This window comes from Paraburkholderia sp. RAU2J (assembly GCF_003634845.1).
GTDB lineage: Bacteria > Pseudomonadota > Gammaproteobacteria > Burkholderiales > Burkholderiaceae > Paraburkholderia > Paraburkholderia fynbosensis.
This window is the reverse complement of the sequence record NZ_RBXG01000002.1, coordinates 216,134-229,714: the sequence shown is the minus strand read 5'-3', so window position 1 is coordinate 229,714 and position 13,581 is coordinate 216,134. Positions and strand designations below refer to the sequence as shown.

Annotated in this window: 13 protein-coding genes; 5 read left to right on the top strand and 8 right to left on the bottom strand. The window is 61.2% G+C overall.

From position 1 onward, the window contains the following. Positions 1 to 37: 37 nt before the first annotated feature. The 7 genes from B0G69_RS18510 to B0G69_RS18475 form a co-directional block, all read right to left on the bottom strand. Complete coding sequence (locus B0G69_RS18510) at positions 38 to 289, bottom strand: hypothetical protein (RefSeq protein WP_121319900.1); 252 nt, start codon at positions 287 to 289, stop codon at positions 38 to 40. A 361-nt stretch (positions 290 to 650) separates the two neighbouring features. Further along, positions 651 to 1,697, bottom strand: coding sequence for a glycosyltransferase family 2 protein (locus B0G69_RS18505; protein WP_121319898.1), 1,047 nt, complete (start codon positions 1,695 to 1,697; stop codon positions 651 to 653). 1,250 nt (positions 1,698 to 2,947) lie between these two features. Next, positions 2,948 to 3,496, bottom strand: coding sequence for an MbcA/ParS/Xre antitoxin family protein (locus tag B0G69_RS18495; protein ID WP_121319894.1), 549 nt, complete (start codon positions 3,494 to 3,496; stop codon positions 2,948 to 2,950). Positions 3,497 to 3,499: 3 nt separating this feature from the next. Beyond that, on the bottom strand, positions 3,500 to 3,751 hold the full coding sequence (locus B0G69_RS18490; RefSeq protein WP_121319892.1) for a hypothetical protein: 252 nt from the start codon (positions 3,749 to 3,751) through the stop codon (positions 3,500 to 3,502). 295 nt (positions 3,752 to 4,046) lie between these two features. Then, positions 4,047 to 4,442: a hypothetical protein gene (locus B0G69_RS18485; RefSeq protein WP_121319890.1), complete on the bottom strand. Its 396-nt coding sequence runs from the start codon at positions 4,440 to 4,442 to the stop codon at positions 4,047 to 4,049. Between the two features lie 260 nt (positions 4,443 to 4,702). Next, complete coding sequence (locus B0G69_RS18480; protein WP_121319888.1) at positions 4,703 to 5,488, bottom strand: metallophosphoesterase; 786 nt, start codon at positions 5,486 to 5,488, stop codon at positions 4,703 to 4,705. Positions 5,489 to 5,492: 4 nt separating this feature from the next. Beyond that, entirely contained in the window at positions 5,493 to 5,978 is a 486-nt protein-coding gene (locus B0G69_RS18475) for a hypothetical protein (protein ID WP_121319886.1), read from the bottom strand. Positions 5,979 to 6,289: 311 nt separating this feature from the next. On the opposite strand from B0G69_RS18475, the gene B0G69_RS18470 reads away from it, so the two are divergent. From B0G69_RS18470 to B0G69_RS18460, 3 genes are all read left to right on the top strand, one after another. Beyond that, positions 6,290 to 6,673: a helix-turn-helix transcriptional regulator gene (locus B0G69_RS18470; RefSeq protein ID WP_158608948.1), complete on the top strand. Its 384-nt coding sequence runs from the start codon at positions 6,290 to 6,292 to the stop codon at positions 6,671 to 6,673. A gap of 275 nt (positions 6,674 to 6,948) precedes the next feature. Beyond that, on the top strand, positions 6,949 to 7,890 hold the full coding sequence (locus B0G69_RS18465; RefSeq protein WP_121319882.1) for a DNA-binding protein: 942 nt from the start codon (positions 6,949 to 6,951) through the stop codon (positions 7,888 to 7,890). Beyond that, positions 7,887 to 9,449: a tyrosine-type recombinase/integrase gene (locus B0G69_RS18460; protein ID WP_121319880.1), complete on the top strand. Its 1,563-nt coding sequence runs from the start codon at positions 7,887 to 7,889 to the stop codon at positions 9,447 to 9,449. Before B0G69_RS18465 ends, B0G69_RS18460 begins: the two co-directional genes overlap by 4 nt. A 354-nt stretch (positions 9,450 to 9,803) precedes the next feature. Here the strand turns inward: B0G69_RS18460 and B0G69_RS18455 are convergent, their stop codons facing one another. Then, positions 9,804 to 10,169, bottom strand: a complete 366-nt coding sequence (locus tag B0G69_RS18455; RefSeq protein ID WP_121319878.1) for a hypothetical protein — start codon at positions 10,167 to 10,169, stop codon at positions 9,804 to 9,806. Between the two features lie 623 nt (positions 10,170 to 10,792). Here B0G69_RS18455 and B0G69_RS18445 point away from each other — a divergent pair. After that, complete coding sequence (locus tag B0G69_RS18445; protein WP_121319874.1) at positions 10,793 to 11,725, top strand: hypothetical protein; 933 nt, start codon at positions 10,793 to 10,795, stop codon at positions 11,723 to 11,725. A gap of 133 nt (positions 11,726 to 11,858) precedes the next feature. Further along, a complete protein-coding gene (locus tag B0G69_RS18440) occupies positions 11,859 to 13,580 on the top strand; it encodes an AAA family ATPase (protein WP_121319872.1) in 1,722 nt (573 codons plus the stop codon). Position 13,581: the final 1 nt, after the last annotated feature.

Genomic DNA, 13,581 nt, shown 5'->3' with positions numbered 1-13,581 from the left:
ATCCGCAGTCCCCGTCTCAGTTGCCGCGAAGCGACCCTTATCCATGCCCTGTCACGAACTTTTTCGTCGCGTGATAGCCGTGCCTTGTTGCATCGGCAACGGCATGGGCGGCCTGCTTCGTACCGTGGCGGACCGCATGCGCGGCATCGCGCGCAGCATGCCCGCTCTTCTTTCCTGCCGTCTTGACATCGTTCTTGAACTCGTGGGCAGCTGTAGCCAGGCTCGCATGCGCCAGCGGGCTGAGCACGGCCAACACGAACAGAATGATCGAAATTCTCGTCTTCTTCATTACTTTGGTTTTCCCACATAACATTGGTGCGCACGATAGTCAGCCGGACAGCTTGAGGACGCCGCTCCCATCCAGTATGACCGCGCCCGCGGGCTCGTCAGCAGACGCCCGCTAATGGATAGCGAGAAAGCGTTCATGCCCGCACTCGGACCTGTGATTACTGGCAGCATCAATGTCAACCGTGATGTCCCATCCGATGCAGCAGACAAACGGCACCTTGCGATGAAGCTCCACGGCCTTGGTGACGCAGTCTGAAAACGCGGACCCTTCAAGCCATAGAATCTGGTCTTCACGTTGTCGCGCTGCAGGCACCCTCACGCTGGCAGTGGCAGGAGGCGATCCGCGGGACTGAAATGCACGTTCAAATAAATCGGCGGCTGATGAGCGTGCTCGCAATGCTCTTCGGCGCGAGCAAGGCGGCGATACTCCATCCCGCAATCAGGAAGCGAAAGCCGGGACGCTCGAAACTTGCGCGAAAGGGAATGCATAACGCGTCGCGCAGGGCGCGGCCGCGGCTGTCGCCGGGGAGCGGATGCTCTTCCGGTGTCAGGCGCAACGATGCAACCCGCAATTGAAGCAGATGGGGCCCCGAGAACAGGGTGCTAAGCGGCGGCGGCGGTCGGCCGGTTATTGTGCAGGCTTTGCACGCCGCATGGTGACGTTTGAGCGCACGCGATATCTCGCGATTGAAGTTGCTCGTGTTCGCACTCATGGCGCTATGGTTGGCACCATGCATGCGATAGAGCACCAAAGGAGCGGCAATCGTCTCGACATCGCCGATGTAGGGCGCCATGGCGATGCATGTCGAATCCGTGAATGAATCGCAACTCGCGTCCAGTGGAAAGATCCTTTCGAGGAAGCTGCGTGCCCAAGCGTTTCCCGAGCCCGGCGGCGTGGGATACTCCGAAGTTTTGTAAGCCCAGTGACGAATCGCCTCCGACGACAGTCGCGGCGGGATCTTCGGAATCACGTGTCGAATCTTCGGAATCACGTTTCGTATGGGACGCCTCTGTGCGTCGACTCGCTGCATCAACACCTGCACCTTGCTGAGGCCGGGTCGCCATACCGAAGCGATCGAGCGCAGCGCGCCCGGCACCAGCACGTCATCCGCATCGAGGAAGATGACGACGTCACCCGCGCTCCTTTCGAAGCCTACGTTGTTGGCTTCCCGCTGGCCACCGTTCTCTTTGAAGATGGCCGCGATCTCTTCGCCAAACGAACGAATGACATCCGCGGAGTTGTCGGTCGAGCCGTCGTCGACGACGATGACTTCCACGTTGGGCCAATCCTGTGTCAGGGCGCTTTCGATGGCTTGGCCAACAAAACCCCCGTAGTTGTAGTTGGCGATGACGACCGAGAAAAACAGGTCAGCGAGGTTTGCTAGACTTTCGCTGTATCGAACGTTCATCGACTACCTCGTGCCAGTTTGTAATGGCGCACCTTACTCGCGTTACGGCCTGCACACTCGCGCTCTCACCAATTCGTGACACGCTTCACCGAAGACTTCAACTGCTTCGTTATCTACACGACTACTTCGGTTGCTTCCGGCTGGAGCTTTCATCTAGTGGAAAAGCCCCGCCCTTTCACGGCGCACGCCAGGAAGCGTCATTCGCCCGCTGCGGCCGGGTCATGGAAGTGGGCTGACGCATAACCGATTGCCCAACGGCGACGGAGTTGGGTCTGGCAGCGGTCGTGGGAAGAAATGCGTGCCGCCCCGTTGGACAGAAACGACAACGCCAGCAACGCTGTCAGTGCGGCGATCTGGCGGACTAGACCTTACCAGCATTCCATATAGCGCGACACCTTATCCTCCTGTTCGCGAGTTGAATCCCGGGACACTGCACGCACCACGCAAGGAACATGCAGTCGTCGTGCACCGGAGGGAAACTACGGCCCCTTCCGTGAGACGCCTGATTGAATTACTGGGTGCAAGGGAGACTTCGATCGGTAGGTAGCCGCCTACACGCAACAGCAGATGCTCCATTTTTTAGAGATGCGCATTGGGCTCAGCGTAGGCCAAGACGTTCAGGACACTCGCATCGAGGCATAAAGTCGCGTACTAATGTCCGAAATCGTTGAGCGGCGGTCGGCAGACAGCTCTCAGCCAGAATCCCTTGTACCGATGAGTGGTTCCGGTCAAAAAGCTGGGCAATAGGCTGGACGGATTCACCCTTCTGCCAGCGCTCCCACATCAGCGCTTTCTGGGCCTCGGTGTAAAGATTCGGCGTCGCTGCTTCATCTGCAACACTCCTTGTGCTCGCGCAGTCATAGTGTGTTGCATCGACCGGTTGAATCCGCATGTCTGCAGCCGCCGTTTGAATGGCGGAGCGTCCCTCCTGGCGAGCGTCGCCTAGTGGCCGACTGTACGCGTTCAGCAACGGAACCTTCAGCCATTCGCAGGCTCGCACGATGCCACGGGCCGCTTCGTGGCTTGATAGCTCAGTGAGCGCAACCCGAGCGCACCGGTCAGCCGGATGTCGGGGCTAAAGACCGTTTTTCCGGTTGCGTCCGGAACTGCGCGGCGAAAAGGCTTGCTCAAGGGGATGCCCAGCGACAACATACAAGTTATCGCATCGGATGATCGTCGGCTTCAGGCGATGTGCGGATGCGCAATCGGGCAACAGGTTCTTAGTCGCGCCCCCAAAGTCCGGCCTTTTGCTATCCGTACCCTTCGTCAATCCGCACCAGCGCTTCCTCAACCAGCCGTGCGTCATCCTCGGTCTTCGCCATTTCGAGCGCAGTTCGGCCGGCAAACTGCTTGTGCGGCATGACCAGCCACCGGATCGCCTTATCCTGCTCCCGGAAGACGGCTATCGCCTGCGCGACTATTTTCGCGAGACGTGTCGCAAGGAGTAACGTGCCACGGGACTCGTCTTGCTCGCCGAACAGCAGTGGATTCATCTGGTCCACAGTTACCCGCACGTCGGGTCGGGAAACGACGCCCTTCAGGGCTTCAATCACGTTGTCCGTTGCGGACGGCGGATCAACGCGCAGCCATGACCCGAGCGTATCGCGGAGACACTGCTGACAAAGGTCAATGCTCAGATGGGCACCGTCGCCAAAAACCGAGCCAAAGCCGCCGCGCCAGTCGAGCGACACTTTTTCATACCACTCCCCCTGGTCATCATCGGGCGACATGCGCTGGCTGCAGCGGTCGCATGTGCAGGCGGCGATCTCCTGCACCATCCTGTCACGGTATTCGCGCATGACCTACTCCCTTTCCCAGCCCGACTTTTTCCAGCCCGGAGGCACGAGACCGAGCTGCTTCGCGGTGGCGACCGGCAGGCGCAACAGCACCGTGCCCGGTCCGCGCTCCAGGTTCCCGAGCATCGTGACTTCAGCGGCTACACCGTCAAGTTCCAGATACACGACGTCCTCTGGCTCAAAAATCTCGGCGTAAAGATCCCAGCCGGGCTGACCGCCCTCTTTCGCCTGATACCGGATGTGGTCCCTGCTGCTCATCAATCGCTGTTCCTTTTGCGAGCGTTTAGCCGACGCGCCACGTGTCACGGGCAGTCGCTTCAGATACTGGACGCAATCCGCGTCGTCAATGACCTAAGCCTTTTTCTGCCACGCGGCGGTCGCGCGTTCGGACATGTGCCCATCAGATCGAGCTGACACCTGCATCCTGGCATCAGCGATGCCCGTTGAGAAAGTCGAACCGGTCTTGCGCGTAAGCGCACCCTTGATCGGGAATGCCCGAGCCGGACCGTTCCCGGTCGGAAAGGTCCTGTCGGGTCGGGAAATTCGTCCATGGTTATGCTACGAATGTTCCGCGGAACCGGCGTGCGGCATCAACGACCGTAACGTGGTGATCAAGCGCATCCTTGGGCGCGATCGGGGCGGTACAACCCTCCTCCACAATCCAGCCGTTGGGGAAGTGAAACCAGGCGGCAATTGTCCACGGGTCCGTGGCGGGTCCGAGCTCTGCCAGAATTTCCCTGATGACCGGCAGCGGCTGATCACGATCATCGAACTGGTATCGGGCAAAGTACCGCTGACCTTCAGCTTCCACGCCAAAGATCCAGCCGCGTTGCTCCCATCCGGCTACGTCCGCGGGAACGGTGTCTGCCCCAATCCACTCGCCCTCGGCCAGTATTTTCAGGATCGTGTCTTCTCGCTGAACCTGAAGACCGTGCAGGGCTGTAGTCATCGCTGTTCCTGTTTTTACGCGTGGCGAGCGCAAAGGCCTTCAGGCGCGCCCGTAACTGTGCGCTGCTCCCGTCAGGCGGCAATGACTGTCGCCGTCTTTTTCGCCGGTTCGCCCTGGTCAGGCGCACCTCCATGTCGGGATGCTCCCTCGAGTCCGTAGTCCTGGGGGTCAACCATTTTTTTGCAGGCGATCTCCTCGCGGCAGCCCCATGCGCATCGCCAGAACGTTTGCGCCGCCTCGGCGCGCCACGGCACAGCTGCTCACAACTCGATCATCAGCGCCGGATCAAACGCCGGGTTTTCCCATTCCAGGTCGGTCGGCGCACCCGCCATCAGACGGTTCGTCGCATAGCCGCGCGGGTTGGCAATCACCCGCGACTGGCCAACGCGATAATCGAACGAGTCATGCACGTGACCGTGAATCCACACGTCGGCCAGCTCGAGCACAGGTCGCAGGTCACTCACGAAGGCAGCGTTGACCGGGTCGTTCGCATAGCGCGGATGCACCGACGGCGGAGCAACGCCGTGATGGGTCACGACGACCGTGCGCCCGTCGAAGGGCTTTGCCAGCTCGGTCCGCAGCCACTTCACTGTCTTTTCGTGCTCCGCCAGCGCGTGCTCTGGCCGAAACCGTCCGCCCTCGCTAGTGCGGATAACACGATGGTCATGCAGCATCCGCCCGGCCAGCGCCATGCTCCGGTCGCGCACGCCACTGAGCGCATAGTCTGTCCAGAGGCAACAACCGAGAAACCGCACATCACCCATGACAAACGTGTCGCGCTCAAGGTAATGAATCGCAGTACCGGCCGCGCGCATACGGATGGAGTTGGCCAGCGTGTCGTACTCCGTGCCATACGCTTCATGGTTGCCATGCACGTAGATGACGGGCACCGGCCAGCGCGCAAACGGCTCAACCGCATCGGCCCCTCTCGCAATGTCGCCCGCGAGCACCAGCACGTCCGCATTCGTCAGCCTGACGGGGTTGTGACCCGGAAAACTCTGGTGCACGATCTCCAGATGCAGGTCCGAGGCGATCTGGATACGCATGCCGTCAGCTCATACCTGCGACATCAACCGTCGGTTTCCGGCGGCCCGCCTTTGACGAACGCGCCGGCGTGGACGGGTAGATGCGCTTTCCGAGCGAGTGTTTCTCGGCGATACCGACAGGCATCGAGAATTCCTCGCCCGCTGCTGTCGTGAATCGCGCAAACGCCACCAGCGGATGGTCCTCGTCATAGGCTGCCGTTGCGCCGATGTGAATTTCGCTCAGCGGCTCAAGACTCCATTGTGCCGAGTCCTTGTGCGGTTTCGCGCTCAGCACTGCCGCGCCCCGCACGGTCTGGCCGTCTGCCGTCAGTTGTAGCAGCGTCTTCGCGGCACCCGAGGCGAATTCCACCATGGCAACCCGGGGCAGGTCGCGTTTGCTGGCGGCAAATTGCAGGATGAGCACGTCCCCACAACCCGCCATCTCGGCAACGGCCGACAGCGTCACTCCGGGCCATGCCGGCAGAAGGTTCTGCTCAGAAATCAAAAACATACGATCACTCTTTCAACAACGGGACTGCAAAACCAGCGCGACATGCGATGCGTTGGAACACATGAAATGGCATGCCGTCCGGCCACGACGTGTAGCGCGTCGACCGTGCATGCGCGGGCTGCCAGCGCTGCCATACATGGGCTGGCCACGGCATCGTTACGCGGCGTCGGCGCGCGCACACTGGCCGCGGTTCGACACACCAATTCGATATAGGCATATTTTGCCTACATTGTAGGCGTTTCATGATGTTACCAGATTAGACGAACACAGCGACGATTCCACGTCGATCAACAACCAAAGGTGTTCACCCGGTGGCTTCGCGCGCAGAAGAAGAATTTACGGTTCAGGTTGGACAGGCGCTGGCCAATGCGCGTCTTGAAGCTGGCAGGACGCAGGAAGAAGTCGCGGAACTTCTCGATCTCGACAAACAGACCATCAGCCGGATTGAAACGGGCAAGTCCTGGCCATCGCCCGCGCGACTCGTTGCCCTGTCCTCGCTCTACGGGGTTGAAGTGAACAGCCTCTTCATGTCCCCGTCCAGCAGGTCTAGGCAGGTGGCCGGCGACATCGTGGAGATGCTGGCGTCGCTCAGCCCGACCGACCGCGTCTGGGTCCGGCGCTGGCTCAGGCAGTTATGCGGGCGACTCGCGCGGACACCCGCGCGGGCAGCGCGTCGCAGCAAACCACGAGGTTGAAACCCAACGACCGCCCGCCATAAGAGGTTGCGACTTTCCTCAGCGTTCTGGTGCCCGCTGGGCAGCACCTGTCACGCCAGAGCCGCACATGAAAAGTCCTGCTGGCACCTTGCGCCGTTTTCCGGTGATAACTCAAGTTATCGCCGCCATGCCTTCCGGCTTCGGCAGAAAAGCGGTTTTCTGGCGTAAGGGCTGTGCGTCATCTAGACTGGAATAACCTGTCCTCGTCGCCTCCGCCTGCCCTGCAGCACCTTGGCCCGGCGCCGGAGACCGCCATGCCGCGTCCCGCTGCCATTACCCGCGATGAAATCCGCGCCACCGTCCTCGCGATGCTCGCCGAGGCGGGCGACCCCGAACCGCCCTCCGGCGCGCGCTTCCGCAAGGTCGTGTCGGTGCGCAAACTGCGCGCTCGCCTGGGCGCCGGCGACCCCACCACCCTGTCGCGCGCACTCAACGACATCGAGGCCGAAGTGGTCCGCGCGGGTCTCGCCGATGTGGCGATCCCGGAGTTGCCCGATGAAATAGCGACCCATATGCGCGCGTTATGGCACGCAGCTGTCGCGGTCCAGCTGGACGACGTCATGCGCCTGCGTGCCGACGCTGCCCAACAGGCCGAGGCGGCCGCGGCCGCCAGTCATGAAGCCGACCTCCGTACAGAAATGCTGCGGGTGGAACTTGCGGCGCTGCGCTCGCAACTCGACATGCGCGACACCGAACTGGCTACGTTGCGGGCCGACTGCCGCAGCCTGACCGAGCGGACCGACGGGTTCCGGACGGCCGCCGCCGAGCGGCAAGGACAACTGGAGGCGGCCCAGCTCGCTCTCACTAATATGAAGGAGGCACATGCAAGGGAATTCGCCGCAGTACACACCCGCTATGAAGGGCTGTCCAGACAGCTTCTGCAGGAAACCGGGCACCAGCGCCACGCGCTGCAGACCGAGCGCGAACAGCTGACGCGACAGATTGCCGACGCGCAGGAGCGGGCGGCGGCGCTTGAAGCGCTCCGCGATCGCCTGCTGGGCGACCTCGCGGCGGAACGCGACGCGCGTCTGCGCGCTGCTGCGGAAGGCGCGGCGCTCATCACGCTTGTCGCCGAGCAGCGTGCGCTGCTGGCCGCCATCGACGGCCGCGCTCGCACTGCCAGACCCTCGCATCACCGGACGCCGGGCATCGCGTCGCCGCCGCCGGCGGCCAGCAGGCGGCGGCGCCCGAAATGAACCACCCACCCGGTTTCGCCGGCTGGATCGATACGGCCAGCGCGCCCCCGCAGCGTCTGCCTGAGACCGTTGACGCGGCGCTCGCCTATGTCGCCGACGCCCTTGGCCACCCGGTCTATACGCGCTGGACGCTCCCGTTACTCAAACGCGGGTGTCCGTCACTGGCTGACGCGAAACGCGAACATCCCTTCGTGTTCGCCCTGCTGCTCGATCACGACACGGCCCTCGAGTACTGGGAGCGCGGGCGGCTCAGGGTCGCAGCCGCCGAGGTTGCACCGGCGCCCGACGCCGTGCTGCTGCGTCTGCTGAAGCAGCACCGGCGCTTCCGGTTCGCGCCAGACGGCCCAGCCACGGCCACCCTGTTCGCTGCGGGCGCCGCAGACGCGGGCCTCACCGCCATCGCCGCGTCGGCCACGCCAGGTCCTTCGTCGAGTCCTGCGCTCTGGCTGGCGGCGCTCGCGCCCGATCCCACCGGCTGCGCGTGGCTGGCGCGCGCGGGCCGCTTCGCCAATCCGTCGCCGGTCACCAATACGCTGGGCGTAACGGACGACGCGCAGGCCGTCGCCCTGTTCCTGCGCGACCGGGCGAGCCGTTCACCGCATACGCTGCGCGCCTACCTCGCAGAACTGCGACGCCTGATCCTGTGGTGCGACCGTCATCAATTAGGATCCCTATCCGACCTGACCCGCGAGAACCTGCTCACGTACCGGACGGCGCTCGAACGGACCCGGCGCACCACGCGAACCACAGACACGACGCGGAACCGGCCAGCCGGTCTGCAGGCCACGACCCGTGCGCGGGCGCTCGCTGTCGTGTCGAGCCTGTTCCGCTACTGGCTGCGCACCGGTTATGTGATTGCCAATCCCGCCGCCGAACTGTCCGGGGGGGCGGCCGGCCGCGACAGCTGGACCCCGTCCCGGATCATGCCGGCCAGCGTACTGGCGCTGTGCGACGCGGTCGTCAGCGGCGTCGCACCGGACACGATGCCGGCGCTGGTCTGGGCGCGTCGCCGCGCGATCTGGTCGCTGTACCGCTTCGCCGGCGTGCGGCTGGCCGAACTGGTGTGGTCGGAAACGGACGGCCTGCCCCGGCTCGAGGTGGACGCACAGGATCAGTGGACCCTGCACGTGCTGGGCAAAGGCAGCAAGCGCCGGTCGATTCCACTGCCGTCGGTCTGTGTGCCGGCGCTGCGTGCCTACCGTCTCGCGCGAGCCCTGCCGGCATGCCCGTCGCCATTTGAACGGGTTGCCCTGATCCACAGCGAGAAGCGTGACGCGCTCGGTCACAGCGGCCTCTACGACGAGGTCAAGGCCGTCCTGCTGGCCGCTGAAGCAAGGGTGCCGCCGGGCGACCTGGCGACGCTGACGCTGCTGCGCGCCGCGTCGACGCACTGGTTACGGCATGGATATGCGCGGGCCCTGGTGGTCGATCACGCGGTGCCGTTGCCGGTTGCGCAGACGCTGCTCGGTCATGCGTCGGTGCAGACGACGGCCGCGTATGCGCGCACGGATCTGACGCAGACACGGGCGTTTGTGGAGGGGAGTTTTCGTTCGCGTTGATTTCAAGGCATGTGAGCCAGGAGTGGCACCAAAGCTTTTCGTCTGAATCAGGACGTGGAGAAAATGCGGAATTTCGCGAAGTCGGTGACGGTGGTTCGCCAATCCGCCCGGTTGGGCGGTGTTGTGAGGCTCAAATAGAAAGGTTTCGCAAGTGGGGGTAGAAAGCGTTCTGGGGAGGGGTATCCCCTCCCGGAAAGCCTTATCAAGTAACGGGGAACGGCTTCTAGAACACCCGATGGACGATGCGGTTTTTTCACTCCAAGTTACCCGCCGACGGGGCCGTCCATTTTGGTAACAGACTGCCCGAGAAGTGAGCGAGTCCACCGGGCTAGGCCTCACCTAAATTTGCACTTTCTAGAGGCTTTTTCGCCGTTGCTTCACTAATTGCCACTCGACCGCCCCATCGGGGTAGTCCTCTGGCCACTGCCATGCCAGCAATTCCACCGTTTCGCGCATCCGCAGCTCCGCCTCCGGCGCATCGGTTGTCGTCGCCGATGCATCCGTCCCCACTGATTCCAAGACGCTCTGCGCGCAGACCATCCGGTCGAGAGCACGTCTCAGGCGTTCGCGCATTTCGTCCCGGAGACTAAGTTCACGCGAGACGACCTCGACGTCGTTCGTGGCGTCCGCTAACAAAAGGTGCAGTACTTGCCGCTGGCGTAGCGCCTGGGCTGAGCCGGGCAGGTACCCAGCGGTATCGTTGGCAGATAGCGAGTCCATCCTCCGTGTAGACGAAGGATTTATACGACGGAGCGAAAAAAGACAGGGCGGCTATCCGCCTTTGGGCTCCTCGCTCCCGCCCGTCGGCAAGCCATCAGTCGACCTGAAATCCTCCGTGTGGCCGGGAAGGAAGGTCCTGGCCGCAGCCTGCTGCTTCGACTTGTATTCAAGGACGTCCCTCGCGGCGTTGATGGCGCGCTACGGCTCTTCCTCCGACGCGCGAGCATCTAACGCTGGTGAGAACTCGCTTTGCCAGACACCCCGGTACTTTGACTGTTGAAAAGGAATGACCTTCGCGGTAGTGTGGTCGGCGGCTTCGCCGACCATGGCCAACGATGACGGAGGCGGATATGACCAAGAGCAGCGGTGGTAAAGGTGGGCATTCGGCGGGCAGCCACGCCGCGGGTGGTGCTTCCAAAGCTGGAAGTCCCGGGCGTGGCCGGCCGCCGACTGGCTTCGATGGCGGCAACTGGCCAAGTACGACCGGTGCCAAATCTGGGGGTGACCGAGGCAATGCGGCGCCCACTGGCAGCAAGAAATAAGTCTGTGCTCACATCCGTCTACCTCAAGTATTCGCCTCAGTTGCCGTCACCGCAGGCGGGCAATAACGACTTGAGAGCAAGATGGCGAAGGATTATGGCGCACAGATTGGCCGCACGCTCGGCTGGGACCTCGCATCTTACGGATGGAAACCACGGGACGACGCTCCTGCACATGTCCTGGAAGGGCACGCGGAAGGAAAGGCTCGATTCGGGACCAAGACAAAGCGGCCGACGCGCTTCGAGCGCAAATGGCTGCAGTTGCGGCAGAACGCCCTGCGACGGGAAAAGGTCGTCGATGAGGCCATTACTCCGGGGTTTATCGAGTTCATCGACTATCCGACTTGTCCGGTGACCCTTGTTGAGCTGACCCACAGCACCGGCGAGGATACCGACTGGTCGGTCGATCGCGTAAACAATGATGGGGCGTACGCCGATGGCAACCTGATTGTGATGAGCGTTCGCGCAAATAAAGCCAAGGGCAACAAGAGCCTTAGAGATATCAAGGAACTGTTAGCAGATTGGGAACCGCTGCCGGGACTCTCTTTTCGGGAGTCGTTCAGATTGCTCAGCCCGATGGAAAAGCCGTGCAGCGCTCAAACAGCGCAGGAGCCTCGGAATACGCTCTTCACGCGGTTATGCCGGGGGACCGCCCGCACTAACTACCAGAACCTGCAGCACATTCTGGTTATGTGCACTACGGTCGACTCCAGTTCACGCAATGCCATGTTTCGAACCCTGTCCGTTGCGCACGCGGATGCGCACGCAAGCGCTAGCCTTCTAAAGTTGGCTTATGAGAAGCTCGTAAAGCGAATCAAGACTGTTGATTACATATACGACGCTTGCAGCGACGATGAATTTCAGACTCTTCTCGAGCGATGGGTCGAAACCATTCCGTGGACCCGAAAAAAAGCGTTCGATGCCAAACTTGAGTCGATGACCGGCGGCCGAGGCGTACCGAAAGAGATGCTGCGTACATGGGCCTTGGAGACAAAAGGACGATACGCCGGTTGGTAACGGACGTCTAGGTCATTTACGTAGCGAGGTCTCATTATCGTGTCAACGGTGGCATGCCCGCCAATGCGTTGCTCATGCTAAGTGACAGGCTTCGCTATCATTGCAACTATATTTGCTCCAACGGAGTTTCAACTTGTACCTGTTCAAAATCATTATTAAAGGGTTCAGGCGTCTCGAACATCTCGAGGTGAGATTTAAGGAAGGTTTGAATGTTCTTGTGGGGCCGAACAATGCAGGCAAAACAGCCATCATTGATGCCCTCCGCGTGTTGCTGTCCACAGGCGAAGACGGGGCTCTAAGGCTGACCGTGGACGACCTGCATGTTGACAAGACCGGGGCTCGTGCAGATGAAGCATCGTTTGAGTATGTCTTCCGCGGGCTCACCCCTGACGATGAAGCTGACTTTCTCACTGCCTTGCGACCGGTCAAAGGTGCGGCGGACCCTGAGTATGAAGCTCATCTCAGTGTCCGCTGCTCGACTGCGGACATGGGAGGGCGGCTGCGTATGAAGCGTTGGTGTGGCAGTCACGAAGAAAACTTGGTTACCACAGAAATGCTTGAAGACCTTCGCGCCGTCTATTTGCAGCCGCTGCGTGACCCCGCCCAAGGCCTGCGGCCGAGCCGCACGAGTCAGCTTGCGAGGTTGGTGCGTCGACTCTCCGACCCAGCGACGCAGAAGGAGGTCGTCGACGCGCTCGATGCGCTTGATGGAGAGTTGCAGAAGACCAAACCGATTGCTAACACCGCAAGCGCAATAACAAAGCGGCACGGCGAGATGCTCGGCGAAGTGCTCCGGCAAAAACTCGCTTTGAGCCTAAGTCCCGGTGATTTTCAGCGTGTGGCTGCGAGACTTTCGCTCGCGGTCGAGAGTTTCGATGTCGAGCAGAACGGCTTGGGATTCAATAACCTAATCTACATGGCGGTTGTACTCTCCGAGCTCTCCCTGAGCAAGGAGGCCGCGTACTGCGCTTTGATTGTAGAGGAGCCGGAGGCGCACCTTCATCCACAGTTGCAGGCAGTACTTCTGGACTATCTGAGTTCTGTGCAGACGCCCGCAGCTGGCGAAAAACCGGTGCAGGTCTTCGTCACGAGCCATTCACCAAACTTTGCAAGCTTGGCCGACATCGACGCTATCGGCTGTGTCTACCACACCCCCAACGGGCCCGCAGCCTTCTTTCCCCGGGAAGTTACATTCGACAAAACCAAGAAGGAAAAGCTGCAGCGCTATCTGAACGTCACTCGCGCAGAAATTTTCTTTGCTCGTCGAATTGTATTCGTCGAGGGAGCGGCTGAGCTGTTCATGTTCGAAGCATTCGCGACCAAGCATAAAGTCAATTTGAAAAAGCACGCCGTGAGCGTTATCAGCACGGAAGGCCTGAATTTTGATGCGTTTCTACCGCTCTTTGGCAAAGGCAAACTGGAAATTCCAGTGGTCGTGTTGACGGATAGCGACCCGACGAATTGCTACCCGCAGCCAGAGGACGTTGTCGAGAAGTCGGCCGCGGCCAAAGGTATTGCGGCACTGGAAGACGAATTCGTGAAGCCGTTCTTCGCGCAAAAGACGCTGGAGTACGACATCGCGCTTGACGTAACCAACCGCGCCACGATGCTCAAGGCCCTTGCAGAACTCCATCCCATCATCTCGAAGGAACTGGACGCCGCAGTTCTTGCAGCTGATGCAAAGGAGCGAGCAAAGGTTTTGTTTAAGGGAATGTTCGAACGAGGCGAAGGAAAGACGAACGTCCAGAAAGGCGCCTTTGCTCAGTCGCTTGCCCAAGCCGTAATCTCAGATGGCTGCGACATTGCCTTGCCACGGTATATCGTTGAAGCGCTCGAGTTCGTCATGGTGGAATGAA